Consider the following 21,652-nt stretch of genomic DNA (forward strand, 5'->3'; position numbering starts at 1 on the left):
TGTGCCTCGCCATTAATTTCTTATTTTTATGGATGGTAATTTGTTGGGATTTGAAAGTCTATTTTTTTGATAGTTTTCTGATCATAAATCTGCCCGGGTGAAGCGCGTTTGATACACGTTCTGATAAATTGTTTTCGTCCCCAGTAATCATCTTTGTTAAATATTCAGAGAGTAGGGGAGAACTTAAAAATCCGCGCGCGCCAAGGCCAGCGAATATATATAAGTCATCATGATATTCGGCATCTTTCCATTTCTGATGAAACGGGCCGTGATGGAGCGTTTTATATTCGCTGTTATAAAAGTCCTGATCCGGTACGGCGCCCACAACGGGTAAATGGTCATGAACCATGGCACGGTTTGATCTTCTACCGCCAATAACGTCCGTTTCTTTTCGTTTTGATGGTGATTTTTCAATATTTTCTTCGTGGGCTTCTTCTGTAACCTCGTTTACGTTTTTACGCTCGAATGTTGCGCCCATTATATCAGCCGCGCCATATTTTGTTTCAACGTTCGGAATGTAATACCCTTCAGAACTAATGACTTTTTTGATTTTTTCCTGCGGCGTCGTAAATGTAATTTGTCCAGAAACCTTATCAAGCGGCAGATGGTTTGTTTCTTCAAATTTTAGGGCATCATGGGCATTGGCAATAATCAAGATATCACATTTTAATATTTGCTTATCCTGCTCGTCTTTAATGACCCATTTGTTTCTTGTTCTTTTGATGCTATTCGCAAGCGTTAGACATTTAATATCAATGGTTTCGGGAATATATTCCAATAACTTTTGCGGCAGTAAATAGCCGCTGTTTTTAAAATGAATGCCTTGTTCGGTCAGTTCTAAGAAATTCTCAGGATAGATTTTTTGGAATTTAATGAATTTTTCTTGTTCTTGCTCGTTTTTTGCAATGCGATCAAGACCACAATTATGAAATATGCCATCACCGGCATTATTATAAAAATCAATCGCGTAGGGATAAGCGGCAGCATAAAATTCCTGATGAACACTATCACCGACGGTTAAGTATGGTTCTAGAATTGCAGCCGGGTTTCCAGACGCCGCAGAAAGAAGATTATTCCTTTTTTCAATAATACTGACTTTAAACCCTGCCTCGTTTAATTTGAAAGCAAGACATAGACCCGCAATACCCCCACCGATGATTGCCACGGATTTTGATTTATTATTTGGGGTGGGTCTTTTAAACCATGGTTTATTATTCGTTGTTGCCATTTTTGACATATATTCCAAATTTATCAGGACTTATTTTATTCATCAGATTATAGTGATTTAAAATAGAATAACAGTATTGTTTTTCTGGGAAAGGTAAGCAAGTGAAATTATTATTAACGATGATCATTGGTTTAGGACTGATCATGCCATTGCAATCAGTTGCACATGCACAAGCAAGCGGGAAATTTGTTGTGCCTTGCGCAGTGCCTTTTTACCGGGAACTGGATTTTATCGTTGGTGACTGGCAGGTTTTTCATAAAGATACAGGGAAACTGGCCGGCTATGACAGAATTGGCCGAACGCTTAGGGGATGTGCTATTCAACAAAGTTGGATTTCACTGGATGATCATTTTTCATCCGAATATGTACCCTTTAGAATGTATGGAAAAAGCCTGACAGCCTTTAACGGGTCAAAATGGGTGCACATGTGGGTTGATAATAATGCGGGTGTGCAAATTCTTGAAGGTGGCCCGGACAATGATCGGTTTGTATTAAAAAGCAAAGAACCTGTCGGTGGTTTTGAATATGAACTTTCCTGGAAAAAAGGTGAAAATGACAGGATTGAAAATCTTCACCGCAGACGTCCCATCGATGGCGGTGACTGGGAAGTATTATATCATTGGCTCTATGTGAAAAATGTCAATCAAAGTCTTCTTCCTGATGATGAAGAGATGAATTGATTATTTTTTCTTAGCTTGTTTTTTCTGGAACTTGACAAATTCATCGTGTTCAATCGGGCGGCAGAAATGATACCCTTGGAAAACATCACATTCTTTCTGCCTTAATATTTCAACATGCTCTTCTGTTTCCACACCCTCTGCAACGACACTAAGCCCCAAACTGTGTCCCAATCTAATCACCGCATCGGTGATGGCGGCATCATCATGGTCTTCGTGAATATTACGAATGAATGATTGGTCGATTTTTAATTTGTTTACCGGGAAACGTTTTAGATAAGCCAGTGATGAATATCCGGTTCCAAAATCATCAATAGAAAGATAAACACCAAGCGCCTTAAGCCCTTCAAGTTTTGTAACCACACTATCGGCATTTTTAATCACCATGCCTTCGGTAATTTCCAGCTCAAGCCATTTTGGATTTAAATTTGAAACCTTAATCGCATGCACGATTGTATCCACGAAATTATCAGCATGGAACTGACGCGCAGAAATATTAACGCATATACGAATTTTCGGTAGTCCCATATCCTGCCACCGTTTCGCGGCGATACATGCGGTGTTTAATACCCATTGGCCGATTGGAATCATCAGGCCACAAAGTTCCGCGATCGGAATAAATTCATATGGTGAAATCATTCCTTTTAACGGATGTTGCCATCTGATCAGCGCTTCTGCGCCAACGAGTTTTAAATTCTCTGCATCAAATTGTGGCTGATAATGAAGAAGTAATTCATTGTTTTCGAGCGCTTTATTCAGATCCATTTCGATCTGTTTCTGCGCTTTTGTTTCAGCATCCATTTGTTGATCATAAAGGCGGTATACCCGACGACCGTCTTCTTTGGCCTGATAAAGTGCAACGTCAGCCATGCGGATCAGTTCAACAGGTGTATCTGAATCCTGCGGGAAAAAGCTCATGCCGATGCTTGTGCCGATTTGCAGAATGTTACCATCAATATCGGTTGGTTGTTGGATGCTGTTGATAATTCTGTCGGCGATCGTGATGATATTTTTTTCATCTTCGATATTTGTAAAGACAATGGCAAATTCATCACCACCAAGACGGGCAACCGTGTCGATATCTCTTGCGCATTTTAAAAGTCTATCTGCAACAACCTTAAGCAGTTTATCACCGGTTGCATGTCCATGAAGGTCATTAACAGGCTTAAATTTATCAAGATCCAAAATCATAACCGCAACTTGCTTGTCGGTTCGTCTTGCCATTTTTAGGGCTTCATCGAGGCGTTCAGATAATAAATTTCTGTTGGCTAGTCCCGTCAGGCTGTCATGCCACGCCATGTGTCTGATTAGCTTTTCAGCTTCATATTGTTCGCTAACGTTTCTAAATAAAACGGTGTAATGTTTTTCCTGTTCAAGAAAAACTTCACGGATATCGATTTTAAGCGGAATTTCAGAACCGTCTTTGCGTTTACCCATTTCATCGGATTTATAGACATTAAACCCGTCTACTTGCTCGCTCAGCAATGCAAGCACATCTTCTGATGAATTTAACTGGGTTGATTTAACAAAATCAATCAGTTCCATACCAATGAAATCAGATGGGGCGTATCCGAAAATGACGGACATGGCATTGTTGGCGGAAACGATTTTACCAGACAGGTTTAACGTTACCAATCCTTCTTCCATGGCGTTTAGAATGGTTTGAATGCGTTCGGCAGAATTTGCGGCTTCTTCCTGCGCGATTGCCAGGTCTTCTGCCATGTGGATGGCTTGTTGAGTTTGGGATTCAAGATAATCTTTGGCCGCTTGGAATTCGATCATTTGGTTTTCATCGGTTTGACGAATTTCATTTAAGGTGATGATCAATCCACGGTCTGGGAAAAATTCTGTTTTTAAATTAATCAGCTCGCCGGACTTTAAGAAAAATTTATTGACCCAGTTAAAGGAATTTGCCGAGCTAGATTCCTTGAACATCTCTTCAATAAGTTCATAGGCATTGATGTTTTCTCTCGTGTGTTCTGCATCATCAAGTTCAAAACTCATGAGACTATAAAGAGATGGGTTTTCTTTTGACTGGAAATTATCAATCTGAATCTTTTCTTGAAAGATGGAATTGCAGTTTACCATCTTTAGATCTTTATCAAACAGTGCGACCCCGTTTGGAAAACTGTTTAAAAGACACCCTATATCAAACAATTCATTAGAACTTTTTGATCGGAATGCCATAATCTTTTTGCCCAACTGATTCATTGTGCCCCATACTATTTTTTTTACTTCGGTAAAATATTAAATATTCTTGTTTAATTTTACGTTAATTTGATTGCAAAATCATTGCATGGCGGGATTGATCGGCAAAAATGGCTGAATGCCTGATATTTTGAAGTGTTTAATGGTATTTAATGCCGCGGGTGAGGTAATCCAATTCATGATAATTTGTTGATTTTCATCTGAAATATGATCAAAGAGATTCGGGTTTACACTGATGAAGCTATAGATGTTTTCAAGTAGCGGATCTTGTTCAAAGAGTATCATTAATCCTTCTTTATTTTGATAAGATAGCCACGTGGCTTTATCGGTTAAGACATACCCGTTTTTTTCGGTTGCAACACCAAGAGTACGGCCCATACCACTTCCGGTGATAACGTATTTTTCATTTGTAAAATCTTCGATGTTTAATCCAGCAGTTTCCCATATTCTAAGTTCCGCATTATGTGTGCCGCTTTCATCGCCGCGTGAAACAAAGGGGATTTGCGATTTTTGAATGGCGGTGAATGCTTCGCTCGCAGATTTGGATTTAGCGACGTTCGCAGGGTCATCAGCGGGTCCAACAATGATAAAATCATTTTGAATGAATGGAATTCTTATCTTTCCGTATCCGTTATCCATGAATTGCTTTTCTGCTACTGGATCATGCACAAAAATGATATCTGCATTACCATCCATCGCTGAACGAAGAACTTTTCCTGTGCCAAAGGCGATTACTTTAATTTTTAAGCCAGTATCTTTTTCCATCGCAGGGATAAGAATATCCAGAAGTCCGGAATCCTGTGTTGTGGTCGTTGCCATTAAGGTCATTTGATATTGATCAGAAGGTTTTAAAGCCCAAATAGATAAAACAGCAATTACGGCGATCATGAATATCGTTTTTAATTTCATAACCGCCCTTCAATAAATCGCTGGGCCTGTTCTGTTTGTGGTTTTTCAAAGAATTGACTAGCAGCCGAAACTTCGATGACCACCCCGTTTTCGATGAAAATTATTTCTTCTGCAATGCGTTTAGCTTGCATCAAATCATGTGACGCCATTACGGTGGTAAGGTGCGATTTTTTAATCATTTCTTCAAGTGATGCCGTTGCGGATGGGTCAAGGTTTGCCGTGGGTTCATCAAGGAATAAAATATCCGGCTTTAAAAGCAGCGCTCTAATTAACGAAAGGCGTTGTTTTTCGCCGCTAGATAACTGTCTTGCCGGGTAGTCAGCAAAATCAGTCATGTTAAATTGATTTAGTGCTTGTAAGGCTAGTTTTTGTTTTTCATCTTTTTGAAGTTTCTGATGATCAAGCACAAAAGTTAGATTTTCCAAAACGGATCTTCTTAAAAAAATGGGTTTGGGAAATACCATGGCGGTACGGGTGTTCGGGTTTTCAAAATGAACTGTTCCTGTATCGGGTGTTAATAAGCCATGACATAATTTCAAAAGGATACTTTTTCCAGCGCCATTGGGGCCAAGAATTACAGTGTTTTTGCCAATTTTAATTTCAAGAGAAACGTTATTCAGCGCTTTGCCTTTATCATGGCTGATGCTTACATTTTTAATGGATAGTGCGGACTTATTCATTTCGCACTCCCTCAATATTAGCATTAAAGCGCCCCTTCACCTGTTGCATAATGATATTGATGCCAAGTGATATGGTCAGCAGGATGATGCCAAGTGCCATGGCCAGTTCCAGGTTTCCTTTGCTGATTTCCATCTGAATTGAAGTTGTCATGGTACGGGTGGCATGTTCGATGTTGCCGCCCACGATCATTACGGCGCCAACTTCTGCGATCGCTCTACCAAATCCGGCAAGGAGGACAGTTGTCAGGCTAAACCTACTTTCCCAAAGCAATGTTTTAATTCTGTTACTTTGGCCAACTAGCAATGAACGGAACAGCTCATCATATTCGTTATTCATATCTTCGATGATTTGGCGGCTAAGTGCGGCGATAATCGGGAAAATAAGCAGGCTTTGGGCGATAATCATGGCACTTGGGGTGTATAATAATCCAAGTAGCCCTAATGGCCCTGCGCGGGATAACATCAAATAAACTATAAGACCCGCCACAACCGGCGGCATGCCCATGAAAGCATTAATCAAAATGGTGATGATTTTTGATCCGCTAAATTTCCTGGTCGCGAGTATCGCACCAAGAGGCAAGCCGATAACCGCTGCAATGATAAGTGCGGAAATACTGACATATAAAGACAGGCCAATGATTTCCATCAAGTCATTGTTGAAGGAAATAATCAGATATAATGCTTCAGTGAATATGCCGGAATTTTCTGCCATACTTTTCTTTTTCTTTGCCTGGCACTAAACTAATTGCTAAACGTGCATGAGTAAACTTAAATTTATTGATCAGGATGATTAGAGAGTGACTTCAGTGGCGCAGGAAATATTAGATGTAAGTGGCCATAAATGCCCTATCCCTGTTCTTCGGTTAAGAAGGGCTCTTGAAAAACTTGCTTCCGACACCATAATTGAATTGGTTGCTACTGATCCAATGACATTAATTGATGTGCCGCATTTTTGTGATCAGGCTGGCCATGACATTATTGAACAAATTGAAACAGAAGAATTTATTCGTTATTTAATTAAAAAATGCTGATATGATCGGCAAAAAAGAAATGCGTTAAAATGAATATTGAAGAAGTAAAAGAAACATTTGAGTTTATGGATGAATGGGAAGATCGTTATAGATTTATCATCGATCTTGGTAGAAAACTTCCTGAATTTGACGAGGCCGATCAAACAGAAGAAAACCGTGTGCATGGATGCACAAGCAAGGTTTGGCTGATTTATGATCGTGACGGTGACAAAATAAATTTCCATGGCGATAGTGATGCTCATATCGTGAAAGGATTGGTTTCTTTAATCCTGATGATTTTTTCCGGTAAAACACCAGATGAAATTAAATCGGTTGATGCGGCCGCGATTTTAAATGATCTTGGGCTTTCGCAACATCTTTCACCAATGCGGACCAACGGGTTATTTTCCATGGTTGAACGCATTAAAAAAATCGGGGCAAGTTTCGGTTGAATGAATTCGCTGACCTTTCCGTACTTGTATTGATGCTGCTCGGTGGCGGTATCATCAGCGGATTGATGGCAGGACTTCTTGGTATCGGCGGTGGTATTGTACTGGTTCCTGTTATTGAAATTGCTCTTGAAATATATGGTGTCAATGAAAGCGTGCGCATGCATATTGCCATCGCAACATCACTAGCGGTCATCATTTTATCTTCATTTTCATCGACCAGGGCCCATTATAAACGCGGTGCGGTCGATATTGGAATTATCACGAAATGGGCACCAGCCATGTTGTTTGGTGCGGTGCTTGGCAGTTGGGCCGCATCGCGGCTTGATGGTACAATTCTGGTGATTTTATTTGCCGCACTTGCGTTATTTGTTGCACTTAAGATGTTGTTTAAGGGTGGCACTAAAATGATCCGCGATGGAATCCCCGATCACCCATTGGTGCAAATCATGCCTTATTCAATTGGGATGCTTTCCAGTATGGTTGGCATTGGCGGTGGTGTTATGGGGGTCAGTTATATGTCACTTTTTGGTGTTCCAATTCACCGTGCTGTGGGAACGGCGGCATTTTTTGGTGTTTTAATCGCCGTACCCGGCACAATCAGTTTCATGATATCCGGCCAAGGGATTGATGGAATGCCATCCGGCAACATTGGTTATGTCAGTTTCATTGGTCTTGCGATCATTGCACCGGCATCATATTTTGCGGCGCCATTTGGCGCGCGGCTAGCGCATAGTTTAAGTCACCAAAAACTGACTTTTGCATTCGGACTTTTCCTGTTGTTCGTCTCAAGTCAGATGCTCTACAGATATTTATAAAAAAAGACCAATTATAAAAAAGGCCCCAGCCAAATGAATGACCGGGGCAGTTACGGAAGATATCGGGTGAGGGGAATTCCTCACCCTGAAAGTTAAACTTGGTTTTAGGTTAAAGTGTGACGCTTTCTGAAATATACACAGCCATATAACATTGCGGCTGAAATCGCGAGGCCAATATAAAAGGCCGGTTCAGAGAAGCTTGTAAGGGCAAAATATGTGCCGTCACCGAAATTATCACCCATGCTATCGAATAATGAAACGATTGCGTTTAGTAACAATGATCCTTCAAAAAACAATTCTTCAGTCGCGATGATTAATGCAGGTGCTGCGAAGGCCACAAGGAATGGTGGTCTGCGTGAGAAACTTGATACCAGCATAAACCATGTAATGATTGGCATAATCCAAAGCACAGTCATAAGCGGCGGAATGATATTACCAATAATCAATCTGAAGATATTGATGTTTGAATATAGATACGTCCATACATCTACCCCATTTGCAAGACCGATAACGGTCATGGCAAGAATAAGGAATGCCTGAATGATAAAGGCAAATGGTACGATCAATAACGGTATCATCACGGCAACAGAAACAAGCTTGATCAAAACTTCTTTAGTGTCGGAAACAGGCATTGATTTCCAGAAGAGAATACTGCCGTCTTTACGTTCATCATGAAGCGATGAAAGTGCTGTAAATGTAATGGTAAATCCTGATGCCATCCAAAGTAGGGCTGTTGATGCAAGTAGCATACTTGTTACGATGAACGATGATTCAAGTCCTTCTTCACGCGCTTCCATAAAGCCTTTTCGAATGCCTTCCTGAAGTGACATGTCGTTAAAAATAATATCGTTCCCAGTGATCATCATGACAATCATAAAGGTAATAAAAAGACCTGTAATGACCATTGGGGTGATTAACATGGCACGGCGATGATCCCAGAACTCTCTAAGAAGGAGTGCTTTTGTCGGGTTGTAGCCGTTTATTTTTGTTAAGGTGGAAATCATAATATTCTCCAATAAATTTTTTACATCATTGCACATTGGCCAATGGCACAAACCATTACATTCTCAAGCTGCGGCAGGCTGCTGCTTGTGCCTGTCAGGCTATAGTCACCCGTATAAGTCAAGCTGCGCATTCCGATTGTCGCGGTCAGGATCAAAAAGGCTGAAAGCGCAAGATTGATCAATGTGTGAAAATGTTTCTTTTTTTGTGCTGACTTTTGCATGATTATTCTCCGGTCATTAATGTGACGAATAAATCAGATAGTGATAGGCGTCTTACGTCGCCAAAGGCACTTAATGTTTCGCGGTCTTTATCGTTAAAAATAAAGCTAACGCGGCCTAATGATTTATTTTCACGGAATGGTGAAAGTGCGCGAACTTCGTCAATGACATCCGGTTTTGGCTCAAGCACTTTCCATGTGGAAAGTGTGTCTTCCATGGATGCATCATACATAATGCGGCCTTCGCGGATGAAGATAACGTCTGTTAGGATGTTTTCAATTTCATCTACCTGGTGGGTTGTAATGATGATCGTGCGTTCTTCATCAAAGTAATCTTCGAGTAGCTGATCATAAAATCTTTTACGGTAAAGAATATCAAGACCCAGTGTCGGTTCATCCAGTACAAGCACCTTGGCATCAATCGCCATAATTAGCGCGAGATGAAGCTGCACCACCATGCCTTTTGAAAGTTTTCCAACCGTTTTATCCATCGGGATTGATGTTTCTTTTAAGAAACCCAGTGCTTTCTCGCGGTCAAATTTCGGATGAATACCTTCAACGAATTGAAGTACTTCGCTAACCTTAATCCATTTTGGAAGTGTTGCTACATCTGAAATGAAACATACTTCTTTCATAAGTTGGTCACGTTCTGTATGTGGATCATAACCGATTACATCCAGTTCACCTTCGAATGAAGCAAGGCCGAGTATTGAATTAATAAGAGTTGTTTTTCCTGCGCCGTTTGAACCAATAAGGCCGACAATCTGCCCTTTTGCGATGTTAAGGTTTACTTCGTCAAGAGCTTTAAAATCACCATATGACTTAGTTAGTCCCGTTGCGCTGATATAATTTGTCATGGGTTATTCCTTTTTAATTGCTCTGCGCATTTTTTGCTGCATTTAACAGCTCTTCAGTATCAAGACCGAGCCTTGAAATAAGTTCAACAATTTTTGGCCATTCAACTTCAAGGAAGGCTTTTTGTTCTGCTGCGAGTAACTTTGATCTGGCGCCATCAAGGATAAACATGCCAAGTCCTCTTCTTTTTTCTACCAGTCCTTCATCGACCAATTCTGCATAGGCCTTGGAAGCGGTAATGGGGTTAATCTGATATTCTACGGCGACCTTACGGACGGAGGGAAGTGCTTCTCCCTCCGTGAGTACTCCATCCATTATCATGGTAAGGATCTGATCCTTAAGCTGGAGGTAAATTGGTCTGTCATCTTTCCATTGTTCTACCACGGGTTATTCCAATCTTTGTCTTTGGTGTTCATCGTTATGCCCTTTACATCACTATTGGCTGTGTTTCGATGTCCTTAGACAATTGATGAATATGATCCGATGGATGCTAATTGCTCTAGCTCAACAAGTTTTTGTGACTGTGCACCGTTTACCATGACGGATACAAGTAAAAGACTGGCAATTGCAAAGCTTGCAATGATGCTGTTGCTTTTCTCTATATCGCTTTCAGAGATTTCATTTGTGTTTTTACTAACAAGACCCATGAAACCATCTTGGTCAATTGCATCTGCATATAAGTTAAACATTTTTCGATTCCTTTGTTTCAAGTGTTCGTGTGTTTCGGTGTTCAAGTGTTGTAGTTATATATAACACTAAAACGAAAAATGTCAACACTAATCAGGTAAGTTTTTCTAATGCAATAATATTATCGTTTAAAAACAAATAGTTAATTGAATTAATTTTTTACCCATTTTGGATGGATAGGTGTTATATATAAGGCCAAACAGTGTTATATAGGTGTTATATCCATGCAAAAAGAATCAGTATACGAACAGACATACAAGCAAATATTGGCTGTCACAGATGGTGAAAATAATGTGATTGCCAATATGGCGACGGTCAGCTGTCTTCTTAATCTTGCGTTTGAAGATTATTTCTGGACTGGCTTTTATGTTGTCGATCCAGAAAAGGAAAGAGAACTGGTGGTTGGACCATATCAGGGGACATTAGGATGTTTAAGGATTTCATATGACCGTGGTGTTTGTGGGGCAGCAGCCAGAACGGGTGAAACCCAAATCGTCGAGAATGTCCATGAATTTCCAGGGCACATTGCCTGCGATAGTCAGACGAATTCCGAAATCGTTGTACCTGTCTTTAATAAGGATAACGAACTGATCGCAGTTTTTGACGTGGATAGTACAAAAATTTCTACCTTTGATAGCATCGATCAGTTATGGTTGGAAAAAATTATCAATAATGTATTTAAAAAATAAAGTAGAGCAGAGAAAATGATAAAAAAATTAGGGACAATTTTAATATCAATGGGGCTGGTTGCTTGTGGTTCTGAACAAACCGCAACTCCAGATGTTGAAGCGGCAGATATGATCTTGATGAACGGACATGTTTATTCATTATCATGGGATGAGCCATCCGTTGAAGGGGTGCCGGCAGCAAATGCGCCATATAGTAATGGGACATGGACGCCGGACGGTGAAGCGGTTGCGATTAAAGACGGTAATATCCTTGCCGTTGGTACATCGGCGGAAATCGCCGCTTATAAGAATTCTTCGACCAAAGTTGTTGACTTAAAGGGGGCATATGCCCTTCCGGGTATCGTTGATAGCCATGCACATATTGGTGAGCTTGGCGCTACATTTGATAATGTAGATTTATTCGGCGTAGAAACTGAAGAAGAAGTGGCAGAACGTGTCGTAAGGTTTATTGCAGAAAACAATATCCCGAAAGGGGAATGGATTGTTGCCCGTGGATATGATGAGGGTAAATGGGCTGATAAAAAGCCAACTTATAAAATCATTTCTGAAGCTGTTCCGGATCATCCGGTATATGTTGATGGCGCAACAGGTTTTTCCGCATATGGAAATAAGCTTGCGATGATTGAAGCCGGTATTGTTAAGGGCGCAGAAGACCCGGTCGGTGGTATTATGGTTCGTGATGAAAATGGTGAACCGACAGGCGAAGTAAGAAACCGTGGTGTGACGCTTTACCGTAATGTTGTTCCGGAACTAAATCTTGAGCAATGGAAACGTCGCCTGACAAATGGTCTGCGTACGATGGCAGACAGCGGATTTACTGCAATTCATGATGCCGGTGTAAATACGCCAATGATGGATGCGTATGAATCGCTTGCAGTAGATGATACGTTGCCAATCCGTGTTTACGCTATGATCAGTGGACGCGATAAAGAACAAATGGAAAAATGGCGTGCGCAAGGACCAAAACATTATGAAAATGGCAAGCTGTTTATCAATTCCGTAAAGGGATATTATGACGGCTCGCTTGGTGCAAGGGGCGCTAAAATGATCGAAGAATATGCCGATCAGCCTGGTCATCATGGTGTTGCAGGTGTTGATTACGGTTTCTTTGTTAAAGAAATCGGTGCAATGGTACAAGCCGGTTTTCAGGTGAATATTCATGCGATTGGCGATGGTGCAAACCGCGAAGTTCTTCATTTCTTCCGTGATAATTATGCGAAGAATCCTGAGCTTCAAAAGAACCGTCACCGTATTGAGCATGCACAAGTGGTGCATCCTGATGATTTCAAACTTTATGACGAACTAGACATTGTCGCTGCTGTACAGCCACCGTTTGTTGCTGAAGACAAACTATGGACAGTTGACCGCGTTGGTGAGGAACGTGCCAAAGGTGCTTATGCGTGGCGTACATTCCGCAGGAATAATGTACCGCTTTCGTTTGGTTCTGACTTGATGGGCTATGACTGGAATATTTTTTATGGCTTGCATTCAGCAATCACCCGTAAAAGTAAAGAACTAGAAGCAGGCGAAGGGTGGTTCCCGGATGAAAAGCTAACCGCTGAAGAAGCACTTCGTGGTTATACAATTGGTGCTGCATATGCATCGCATCTGGATGAGAAAACAGGAACACTGGAAACTGGCAAATGGGCGGATATCACAGTTGTTGATATGGATGTCTTGAATGTTGGAAATCAAAATCCGGCAGAACTGTTTAATGGTAATATTCTTATGACTATTGTTGGCGGGGATATCCTTTACCAGAAATAAATATATGAACCATATATCAGGAGGAAAGAATGGATGAAAATCAGGACCATGCAAAAATCATAATGCACCCACCGGTGTTTTATATTATTGCAGCTTTAATCGGACTTGGTATTGATTACTTCTTTCCTCTTTCTTTTGGATTTGAAGGGGCGACAGGAACAGCAGGTATCCTTTTATTTATTCTTGGTGTCATCATAGCAATTCTAAGCATGAAAAATTTTGCCAAAGATAAACAAAGCCCAAGCGTGCATGCACCGACCCATAATATTTATACTTCTGGTATTTATGGTTATACGAGAAACCCTATTTATCTTGGCGCGCTTATTTGGTTGATGGCTGCGGCAGTGTATTTTGATAAGGCCTGGATATTTATCATGTCTGCCCCTTTGATCGTTTTCTTGAATAAAGCCGTGATTGAAAAAGAAGAAGCTTATCTGGAAGAGAAGTTCGGCGATGAATACCGTTCCTATAAGAAAAAGGTAAGGCGCTGGATTTAAAGCTGTAATACCCCTTTGAAATTTGGTATTCTTACCGCGAAGGGCGGTAAAATATTATATTTTGGAGGACCTAATATGAATAATAAAATCCTGAAATCATTATTAATCTGTGCGACGGCCGGGCTTATATCAGGTGCAAATGCATTTGCACAAACGGGCGACGCAAATATTGATGCCGCATTAAATAATCCGAACCGTATGGAATCAAATAGTTCACGTGACGACGCACGTAAACCGGGTGACGTGATTAAATTTATGGGCGTAGAAGCCGGTGATACCGTTCTTGATATGGTATCAAATGGCGGTTATTACGCAGAAATTCTTGCGGGTGTTGTTGGTGAAAATGGCCGTGTTATTGCGCATATGTTCCCAAACGCCGGTATGGATCCGGATAACGAATATGCAGCCTATATCCGTAAAAGCAAACATATGAATAATGTTATTCCGATTTACGCGAGCTTTAATAGTCTGGATGTGAAGGAAAATTCACTTGATTATGTTTTCCTCATTCAAAACTTCCACGATTTTTACTTTGATCGTTTTGATGTTGATGTGGACCGTATTCTTGCCATGTATAAAAAGGCACTAAAGCCGGGCGGCGTTATGGCTGTTATTGATCATCAGGCAGTTGAAGGTGCGCCAAGCACAACAGGTACTACCGTTCACCGCATTGATTCTGCGATTGTAGTGCGTGAAATGGAAAAAGCAGGCTTTAATTTTGCCGGTGAATTGGATGTTCTGAAAAATACAACCGATGATCCAACGAAATCTGTTTTCGATCCTGCAGTACGCGGTAAAACAAGCAGATTTGTCATGAAATTCACAAATCCATAAGTGAAAATAAAATTCAGATTTTGTGAAATCCCCCTGCTTGATGGTAGGGGGATTTTTTTATCATTGCTAACACGAGCGTGAGTGCGTTATATAGAGCCAAATTTATTTAAGGATTTGAGAGAACAAAATGGCTTCCTATCAATATAGTTATGTAATGAAGGGCGTAGGAAAAACTTACGCAGGTGCAAAACCAACATTTAGTGATATTACACTATCGTTCCTTCCAGATGCGAAAATCGCCATTATCGGTGTTAACGGTGCCGGTAAATCCACGCTGATGAAAATCATCGCCGGTATTGATACCGATTATGTCGGTGAGGCTTGGGCCGCAGAAGGTGTACGTGTTGGATACCTTGAGCAGGAACCACAACTTGATCCTAATAAAACCGTTTTTGAGAACGTCATGGACGGTATGGGTGAATTAAAAGCCGTTGTTGATGAATTTAACGCGATCAGTGCAAAATTCGCTGAACCAATGTCAGATGATGAAATGAATGACTTGATCGCCCGTCAAGGTGAGTTGCAGGATCAAATCGATGCCGCTGATGCATGGGATCTGGATAGCCGTGTTGAGCTTGCGATGGAAGCGCTTCGCTGCCCGCCAAAAGATGCGGATGTAACGGTTCTTTCCGGTGGTGAAAAGCGCCGTGTGGCATTATGTCGTTTGTTGCTTGAAAAACCTGAAATTCTACTTCTTGACGAACCAACCAACCATTTGGACGCGGAATCTGTTTCATGGCTTGAAAACCACCTTAAAGAATACACAGGTACTGTTATTCTCGTAACCCATGATCGTTACTTCCTTGATAACGTTGTGAACTGGGTACTTGAGCTGGACCGTGGCCGCGCCATTCCTTACGAAGGGCATTATTCCGATTGGCTTGAGCATAAGCAAAAACGTCTTATTCAAGAAGAGCGTATGGAGGCTTCCCGCAAGCGTACGATGAAACGCGAACTTAAATGGATCCAGCAATCACCAAAAGCGCGTCAGGCAAAAAGTAAGGCCCGTATTAAGGCCTATGATGATTTGCTAGCGGCTGCTGAAGAGGGGCGCAACGGTGAAGCACAAATTCAAATTCCGGTGGGACCACGCCTTGGTGGTAATGTGATTGAAGCCGAAAAATTGAATAAAGGCTTTGGTGATCGTTTACTTATCGAAGATTTGGATTTCCGTCTACCTCCTGGTGGTATTGTTGGTGTCATCGGTGCAAACGGTGCCGGTAAATCAACACTCTTTAAAATGATAACTGGGCAGGAACAGCCGGATGGCGGAAGCCTTAAAGTGGGTGAAACGGTTCTTCTTGGTTATGTGGATCAAAGCCGTGATGGCCTTGATGATAACAAAACGGTTTGGGAAGAGATTTCAGATGGTCTTGATGTGTTTGATTTCAATGGCCGTAAAGTACCGACGCGCGGATATGTCGGTAAGTTTAATTTCAAAGGGACGGATCAGCAAAAACGTCTGGGGCAGCTTTCTGGTGGTGAAAGAAACCGTGTTCACTTGGCAAAAATGCTTAGAACGCCAGCAAACGTATTGCTGCTCGATGAACCGACAAACGATCTTGATGTGGAAACATTATCTGCACTTGAAGCTGCACTTGAAGATTTCGCTGGTTGTGCCGTTATCATCTCGCATGATCGCTGGTTCCTAAACCGTATTGCGACACATATTCTTGCTTTCGAAGGAAATTCACACGTTGAATGGTTCGAAGGAAACTACGAAGATTATGAAGCGGATCGTCGTAGAAGACTTGGTGATGCAGCCGATCGTCCGACCAAGATGCAATATAAGAAATTGACGCGCTAGGAAATCCTAGCGCATCAGATGATTTGAAATTACTGAAGCTTGCTTTCGACCACAGAGATATTCTGTGCGAGCACGTTACCAATTTCATCGTTCGGTGAATTTTCATGCGCTAGTTTGAAATCAGCAAGTGACTTTTCAAAGTCCTGTGTCATGAAATAAAGTGTCGCCCTGCTTTTTAAGCTTTCCCAATGATCTGGGTTATAGGCGATCGACTTGTTACATGCATCAAGCGCATATTCAACTTTTCTTAGTGAAGTTGAAGCGACACAAAGGATGTTATAAGCCTCTTTTACATAGTCTGTTTTTTCCACACCATTGCGTTCGTTTCCTTCGCTGCTGCGAATGAATTTAATGGCACGGTCAGCTGCTTTTTCATGTTTGCCTTCCATCATAAGAGATCTCATCTTCTTAAGAGATCTATAATTATTGTTACTAAACTCCATGGTTACACCGTTTGTGCGACCAGTTGATGTGGCTAAACTTTGTGCGTTTGCAATTTCTGCTACAGAAAATACAAACAGCAGTGAAACAATTGAAAGATATAGTTTCTTAGATAGTTTAAACATTGAAAATGCCCCCCCTAGGGTTAAAAGTTAATGTTGGTATTTTGAAAATAATTTAGCTCTTCATCAAATGCAAATCAACTTATTGTGATTGTACGAAAAAGATATGCTAGCATTACTGGCATATCATGGGTTCTAATTTAATTTAGATTCTACAAGAGAAACGTTCTGGGCCAATCCCTCTCGAATTTTATCGCTTGGTGAATTTTGATGAGCTAATTTAAGATCAGCAAGCGCTTTATCGTAATCATTTTTTAAATAATGAATAACACCGCGATTTTTAAGGCTTTCCCAATGATTTGGGCTTAATTGTAACGATCTGTTGCAAGCATCCATAGCATATTCAAGTTTACCCAGTGAAGTCGAAGCGACACAAAGGATGTTATATGCCTCTTTTAGATAGACTGTTTTCTCAACGCCGTTACGTTCATTTCCTTCGTTATTGCGGATAAATTTAATGGCGCGGTTAGCAGCATTGTCGTACTCGCCTTCAATAATAAGTGAGCGCATTTTTTTGAGGGAATCATAATTGTTGTTGTTATATTCAATTGTGATGCCATTGGTTCGCCCAGTTGATGTAGATAATGTCTGTGCTGATGATAGTTCCGTCATCAATGCAGCAGCAAGCATAATGCTAATAATATATGATAGTTTCATGACTTTCCCCTTTAGCGATGAAGAGATGTGACTATAAGACGTATAATATTACAAGCGTAGAGTCAATTTATTAATGAATAAATGCTATTATAAGGTGTAAAATAAAACTATAATTAGAATTTAATAGAATATTATTTATTATAAAGTGTGTTTTAAGATTTAAAAGTACTTCCAAACCTTAAAATAGTTCGAATCTATCTCGCTAATTAACGGAGCTTATTACTTAGGGAGTATTTTGCGCGGATTTTTCTTTATAGATGAAAACTCGCGCTGTATGTCCGAGTGCCAACAGATATAAGCTAAGGGCTACCGCAGGGGTCCACCAAATAAGATCAGGCCATCCTGTAAAGAGCATTAATCCCATGACACCTGCGAAATATCCGCAATAAACGACACTTTCAATATGACGGCTTGAAAAGGAATAACGTCCTTCGATAACAATATAACCGCCGGTTCCGGCAAGATAACCGCCAAGAATTTGTTCCGTTGTGAATAAATCAGATAACGCGCCAGTCAGTATAAGGAAACAAGCAATGAATGTGATCAGCATAACGGTAAAGCGCCATGCAAACCCTGGATTAATGCCATATTTAGCTAAAATCACCAGTTGTGTCATGCCGCATATTAATAGAATAGTACCGATAAGTGCAGTTTCATCTACGGTTCCTAAAATAGGTAATATAATGCCGATTAGTCCTAGAACAGTATAAGAAGGCCATTGCATCAACAGCATTGTGCGGCTGGCTTTAATGGCTTGCTTGCGTTTTTGTTCGTAACTTTCCGTTTCGGTAATATCTGTCATACTATTGATCCTTCAAATATCTACCTGAAACCCTTTTATTCTTATAATTGGCAACATAATAAGAGCAAAAGTTTTTAAAAAACAAGAATAAATATGATTAGAATTCAAATTCGTCGTCGAATTCTTCGTCAAACAGGTCATCTTCGTTACTGGTGTCTAGATCACCATTGTTGATATCATAAAGTCGAAGCTGGCGATAACTGCTGCGCATTGTGGCGTAAAAGTCCGTTGAAGATTTACTCAAATCATCAAGGGTTTCCAGATTTTCTTCACGGTAGATTAGGCCGCGAAGAGCCAATCTTCCATATCTGACATAAGTCCAGTTTTTATGGGCAAGCCAAAGACTGACCGGATCATAAAAGAAATCGACCATAAAGCCGGTGAAATCACGTGCATTGGATGGGCCAAGTAAAGGCAGGATCAAGAACGGACCTTCCGGAGCGCCCCAAACGGCAAATGTTTCGCCGAAATCTTCGTTATGACCTTCAATGCCCCATTTGGATGCTGTATCAAATAAACCAAGGATGCCGAATGTTGAATTGATGGCAAATCTGGATATGGAATTCCTAGCACGCTTCGGTTCAGCTTGTAGAACATCATTAACGAATGTCACAGGCTCGCGCCAATTGGTCACAAAGTTTGAAATACCATCACGAATATCAGGTGGACCCCACATGCGGTAAAGTCGTGCGGTTGGTTCCACGATCGTGCGGTCAAAGAACATGTTAACAGCAAATATTTTTCTGTTCATAGGCTCAAGCGGGTCATTGGCTTCGTCATAAACAAGGCGCGCTTCAATATCAGTTTCAGGTGGGCGCTTTGCGCAGGCGGAAACAAATAATATCATTAAGATGAGCATACAGAATCTAAAAAAATATTCTGTAATTTTATTGTTTCTTAATGACAGCATTATTTTTGTTCTTTTGTCCGTTAATGAATTTCAATGGCTATGTAATCATTCATATATGAATATTCAATGAATGAATAAGAAATTTATTCATTTATAATATATAATCTGCCTATGATTGGATATATGAAAAATTACGGATCTTAATTTTCAGTAACGCGTGCTTCAGAAATTCTGATGTTATGTTCGATGATACGTCTGATATGCGTCGCATCAGGTGCGTTTTCAAGCGCGGATCTATAATCATTAAGGGCATTTGCAAAATTACCAGTTTTGTAATTCAGTGAGCCTCTACTGTTATAGGCTTGCCAACGGGCAGGTGTATGTTCAATGGCTTGATCACAAGCTTTTAGGGCCTCATCAAATTCTTTATGGGCGGTATGGCTAATGCATAAGGCATTATAACCATCATATAAATAACGGTGCGTAACCCCTGAACGGGTATTCGTGTTTAAACTTGCGATGAATTTTTTGGATTCAAGTACGGCTTCAGCCGTTCTGCCGGCATTTATCATGCGGCGAATGTTGCTTAAAGTATCATGACTGCCCAGATGGATGGTGGCACCTGTTACGGTTCCTGTCCATGGCTCATATTCCTGGGCATTAGCCTTAACGGTGGCGAAAGTCACCATTAAGGCCATGCTAAGTACGAATGATATTTTACTTAAATTCGGCATACTTAATATTAATTACCTCTTTGTGCCAACTGAACATTATGTTCTAGAATCGCCTTAATATCACCTGTATCCGGTGCATATTCAAGTGCTTTTCTATAATCTTCGGCGGCTGCACGGGCATTGCCGGACTTAAGATTTAAAGAACCACGGCTATTATAAGCCATCCAGCGCTCTGGTGATTCATTAATTGCTTCATCACATGCTTCTCTTGCAGCATCATAATTTTTTTGTGCTGATAATGCCAAGCAAAGTGCATTATAGGCGTCATAACGTCTTGGGGATGTTTTGCCGGAACGCTTGTTTTCTTCGAATGATTCTGCATATTCACTGGCAAAAACGACGGCTCTATCAATATCACCATTGTTTAACATGCCGCGAATTCTTACCAGATTGTCATCAGTGCCAAAATAAATTGTGTCACCGGGAATTGCGCCTGTCCATGCTTCTGTTGCAGTTTGGGCCACTGAACTGGCAGGTAATGCAGAAATTCCAAGAAGTACTGCAGCGCCCAGAGCTATTGCTTTTTGTTTTATGTTAGTCATTTTATAATCCTCTGTCTTGTTACCTGTAAAATGTTTGTTATACCCACCTTATACAGGAATTTATAATTACTCCGTTCTCGTTAACTATTACATAATCACTCACCCGGAATAATCAATTCACATTAGATCGCTAAACGATCACAATAATGTTATTTACTTTATATAAAGATATCTTTATATATTTCTTTATGATTTTTATAGAGTGATTCTTATGACATTAACTTTGGACCAATTATTACATGCATTGAAGGGCGCGGGTGAAGAAACCCGTTTGCGTATTCTTGCGCTTTTTAAAAGTGGTGAACTGACGGTAACGGAAATTGTATCGGTCCTTAGACAAAGCCAGCCAAGAATTTCAAGACATCTTAGGTTATTATGTGAAGCGGGTCTTTTAGAACGCCACCGTGAAGGGACTTGGATTTTTTATCGCCTTTCAGAAGGAAAAGAACAGTCAAAACTGGTGAAATCCATTTTGGATTTTATGCCTTATGATGATCAGATTTTACAACATGATCAAGAACGCCTTTCTGAGGTTAAGCGCGAAAGAGACAGAAAAGCCGCTGAATATTTTAACGATAATGCCGCAAACTGGGATCAAATCAGATCACTTTATGTTCCCGAGCAACAGGTTGAAGAGTATCTTTTGAAAGTTACAAAAGATATGCAAATTGAAGAAATGCTTGATGTTGGCACGGGAACCGGACGAATGCTTGAGCTCTTTTCTCAGAATGCGACGTCCGGCGTAGGAATTGATTTAAGCAGAGAAATGCTTGCTATAGCCAGATCGCATCTTGAGCAAAAGAGCATAAACCATATGCAGGTAAGACAGGGTGATATGTATGATCTTGCATTACCTGATCAAGCAATGGATTTGGTTATTTTCCACCAAGTGTTACACTTTGCTGATGACCCGCTGGCGGCGATTAAAGAAACGGCCAGAATTTTAAGACCAAATGGTCGTGTGGTCATTGTTGATTTTCTTCCTCATAAAATTGAAAAATTACGTGAGGAATATGCCCATAGAAGACTAGGGTTCTCAAAATCAGAAGTTCAGGACTGGTGTTCATTAACAGGATTAAACCTTAAATCCACTGAGATTATGAAGGGCAGCGAATTGGATATCGCCATTTGGGTTGCCACTAAGAAATAAAAATAGCCAGAATATAC

The 21,652-nt window shown here is 40.7% G+C and carries 26 protein-coding genes; 10 read left to right on the top strand and 16 right to left on the bottom strand.

Features of this window, described 5'->3' with window-relative positions; translation table 11 throughout:
- Positions 1-58 precede the first annotated feature (58 nt).
- Complete coding sequence (gene mnmC1, locus KW060_RS01160) at positions 59-1,228, bottom strand: FAD-dependent 5-carboxymethylaminomethyl-2-thiouridine(34) oxidoreductase MnmC1 (RefSeq protein ID WP_249036644.1); 1,170 nt, start codon at positions 1,226-1,228, stop codon at positions 59-61.
- A gap of 101 nt (positions 1,229-1,329) precedes the next feature.
- On the opposite strand from mnmC1, the gene KW060_RS01165 reads away from it, so the two are divergent.
- The gene (locus KW060_RS01165; RefSeq protein ID WP_249036645.1) at positions 1,330-1,908 is read left to right on the top strand and encodes a hypothetical protein; all 579 of its coding nucleotides are present in this window, start codon (positions 1,330-1,332) and stop codon (positions 1,906-1,908) included.
- Here the strand turns inward: KW060_RS01165 and KW060_RS01170 are convergent, their stop codons facing one another.
- From KW060_RS01170 to KW060_RS01185, 4 genes are all read right to left on the bottom strand, one after another.
- Positions 1,909-3,993 carry a putative bifunctional diguanylate cyclase/phosphodiesterase gene (locus KW060_RS01170; RefSeq protein ID WP_249036646.1) on the bottom strand — a complete coding sequence of 695 codons (2,085 nt, stop codon included), beginning with the start codon at positions 3,991-3,993 and terminating at the stop codon, positions 1,909-1,911.
- Between the two features lie 201 nt (positions 3,994-4,194).
- Positions 4,195-5,022 carry an ABC transporter substrate-binding protein gene (locus KW060_RS01175; RefSeq protein ID WP_249036647.1) on the bottom strand — a complete coding sequence of 276 codons (828 nt, stop codon included), beginning with the start codon at positions 5,020-5,022 and terminating at the stop codon, positions 4,195-4,197.
- Complete coding sequence (locus KW060_RS01180; RefSeq protein ID WP_249036648.1) at positions 5,019-5,702, bottom strand: ATP-binding cassette domain-containing protein; 684 nt, start codon at positions 5,700-5,702, stop codon at positions 5,019-5,021. Before KW060_RS01180 ends, KW060_RS01175 begins: the two co-directional genes overlap by 4 nt.
- Positions 5,695-6,414, bottom strand: coding sequence for an ABC transporter permease (locus KW060_RS01185; RefSeq protein WP_249036649.1), 720 nt, complete (start codon positions 6,412-6,414; stop codon positions 5,695-5,697). Before KW060_RS01185 ends, KW060_RS01180 begins: the two co-directional genes overlap by 8 nt.
- An 85-nt stretch (positions 6,415-6,499) precedes the next feature.
- Between KW060_RS01185 and KW060_RS01190 the strand changes: the two genes are divergently transcribed.
- Genes KW060_RS01190 through KW060_RS01200 form a run of 3 tightly spaced genes read left to right on the top strand, consistent with a single transcriptional unit; the run spans position 6,500 to position 7,979 of the window.
- Positions 6,500-6,733, top strand: a complete 234-nt coding sequence (locus tag KW060_RS01190) for a sulfurtransferase TusA family protein (RefSeq protein ID WP_249036650.1) — start codon at positions 6,500-6,502, stop codon at positions 6,731-6,733.
- 29 nt (positions 6,734-6,762) lie between these two features.
- Positions 6,763-7,164 (top strand): SufE family protein, encoded by a 402-nt coding sequence (locus KW060_RS01195; RefSeq protein WP_249036651.1) that lies wholly within the window; start codon positions 6,763-6,765, stop codon positions 7,162-7,164.
- The gene (locus KW060_RS01200; protein WP_249036652.1) at positions 7,161-7,979 is read left to right on the top strand and encodes a sulfite exporter TauE/SafE family protein; all 819 of its coding nucleotides are present in this window, start codon (positions 7,161-7,163) and stop codon (positions 7,977-7,979) included. Before KW060_RS01195 ends, KW060_RS01200 begins: the two co-directional genes overlap by 4 nt.
- A 104-nt stretch (positions 7,980-8,083) precedes the next feature.
- On the opposite strand, the gene KW060_RS01205 is transcribed toward KW060_RS01200, so the two are convergent.
- The 5 genes from KW060_RS01205 to KW060_RS01225 form a co-directional block, all read right to left on the bottom strand.
- Complete coding sequence (locus KW060_RS01205; protein WP_249036653.1) at positions 8,084-8,983, bottom strand: hypothetical protein; 900 nt, start codon at positions 8,981-8,983, stop codon at positions 8,084-8,086.
- A 20-nt stretch (positions 8,984-9,003) separates the two neighbouring features.
- Positions 9,004-9,204 (bottom strand): hypothetical protein, encoded by a 201-nt coding sequence (locus KW060_RS01210; RefSeq protein WP_249036654.1) that lies wholly within the window; start codon positions 9,202-9,204, stop codon positions 9,004-9,006.
- Between the two features lie 2 nt (positions 9,205-9,206).
- Positions 9,207-10,058 (bottom strand): ABC transporter ATP-binding protein, encoded by an 852-nt coding sequence (locus KW060_RS01215; protein WP_249036655.1) that lies wholly within the window; start codon positions 10,056-10,058, stop codon positions 9,207-9,209.
- Between the two features lie 13 nt (positions 10,059-10,071).
- A complete protein-coding gene (locus KW060_RS01220; protein WP_249036656.1) occupies positions 10,072-10,440 on the bottom strand; it encodes a GntR family transcriptional regulator in 369 nt (122 codons plus the stop codon).
- 74 nt (positions 10,441-10,514) lie between these two features.
- Positions 10,515-10,745, bottom strand: coding sequence for a hypothetical protein (locus KW060_RS01225; RefSeq protein WP_249036657.1), 231 nt, complete (start codon positions 10,743-10,745; stop codon positions 10,515-10,517).
- Positions 10,746-10,967: 222 nt separating this feature from the next.
- Between KW060_RS01225 and KW060_RS01230 the strand changes: the two genes are divergently transcribed.
- The 5 genes from KW060_RS01230 (at position 10,968) to ettA (ending at position 16,337) form a co-directional block, all read left to right on the top strand.
- Positions 10,968-11,432 carry a GAF domain-containing protein gene (locus KW060_RS01230; RefSeq protein ID WP_249036658.1) on the top strand — a complete coding sequence of 155 codons (465 nt, stop codon included), beginning with the start codon at positions 10,968-10,970 and terminating at the stop codon, positions 11,430-11,432.
- A gap of 15 nt (positions 11,433-11,447) precedes the next feature.
- Positions 11,448-13,199 (top strand): amidohydrolase, encoded by a 1,752-nt coding sequence (locus tag KW060_RS01235; protein ID WP_249036659.1) that lies wholly within the window; start codon positions 11,448-11,450, stop codon positions 13,197-13,199.
- 29 nt (positions 13,200-13,228) lie between these two features.
- On the top strand, positions 13,229-13,696 hold the full coding sequence (locus KW060_RS01240; RefSeq protein ID WP_249036660.1) for a methyltransferase family protein: 468 nt from the start codon (positions 13,229-13,231) through the stop codon (positions 13,694-13,696).
- A 75-nt stretch (positions 13,697-13,771) separates the two neighbouring features.
- The gene (locus KW060_RS01245) at positions 13,772-14,530 is read left to right on the top strand and encodes a class I SAM-dependent methyltransferase (protein ID WP_249036661.1); all 759 of its coding nucleotides are present in this window, start codon (positions 13,772-13,774) and stop codon (positions 14,528-14,530) included.
- A 127-nt stretch (positions 14,531-14,657) separates the two neighbouring features.
- A complete protein-coding gene (ettA, locus tag KW060_RS01250) occupies positions 14,658-16,337 on the top strand; it encodes an energy-dependent translational throttle protein EttA (protein ID WP_249036662.1) in 1,680 nt (559 codons plus the stop codon).
- 29 nt (positions 16,338-16,366) lie between these two features.
- On the opposite strand, the gene KW060_RS01255 is transcribed toward ettA, so the two are convergent.
- The 6 genes from KW060_RS01255 to KW060_RS01280 all read right to left on the bottom strand — a co-directional run bounded on the left by KW060_RS01255 (position 16,367) and on the right by KW060_RS01280 (position 20,485).
- Positions 16,367-16,903, bottom strand: a complete 537-nt coding sequence (locus KW060_RS01255; protein ID WP_249036663.1) for a tetratricopeptide repeat protein — start codon at positions 16,901-16,903, stop codon at positions 16,367-16,369.
- Positions 16,904-17,035: 132 nt separating this feature from the next.
- Entirely contained in the window at positions 17,036-17,557 is a 522-nt protein-coding gene (locus KW060_RS01260; protein ID WP_249036664.1) for a tetratricopeptide repeat protein, read from the bottom strand.
- 223 nt (positions 17,558-17,780) lie between these two features.
- Positions 17,781-18,359, bottom strand: a complete 579-nt coding sequence (locus KW060_RS01265) for a hypothetical protein (RefSeq protein WP_249036665.1) — start codon at positions 18,357-18,359, stop codon at positions 17,781-17,783.
- A gap of 97 nt (positions 18,360-18,456) precedes the next feature.
- A complete protein-coding gene (locus KW060_RS01270; protein WP_274757308.1) occupies positions 18,457-19,206 on the bottom strand; it encodes an MlaA family lipoprotein in 750 nt (249 codons plus the stop codon).
- Between the two features lie 203 nt (positions 19,207-19,409).
- Positions 19,410-19,943 (bottom strand): tetratricopeptide repeat protein, encoded by a 534-nt coding sequence (locus tag KW060_RS01275; RefSeq protein WP_249036667.1) that lies wholly within the window; start codon positions 19,941-19,943, stop codon positions 19,410-19,412.
- 8 nt (positions 19,944-19,951) lie between these two features.
- Entirely contained in the window at positions 19,952-20,485 is a 534-nt protein-coding gene (locus KW060_RS01280; RefSeq protein WP_249036668.1) for a hypothetical protein, read from the bottom strand.
- A gap of 211 nt (positions 20,486-20,696) precedes the next feature.
- On the opposite strand from KW060_RS01280, the gene KW060_RS01285 reads away from it, so the two are divergent.
- Positions 20,697-21,635: an ArsR/SmtB family transcription factor gene (locus KW060_RS01285; RefSeq protein ID WP_249036669.1), complete on the top strand. Its 939-nt coding sequence runs from the start codon at positions 20,697-20,699 to the stop codon at positions 21,633-21,635.
- Positions 21,636-21,652: the final 17 nt, after the last annotated feature.

The sequence above is a fragment of the Pseudemcibacter aquimaris genome (assembly GCF_028869115.1).
Lineage (GTDB): Bacteria > Pseudomonadota > Alphaproteobacteria > Sphingomonadales > Emcibacteraceae > Pseudemcibacter > Pseudemcibacter aquimaris.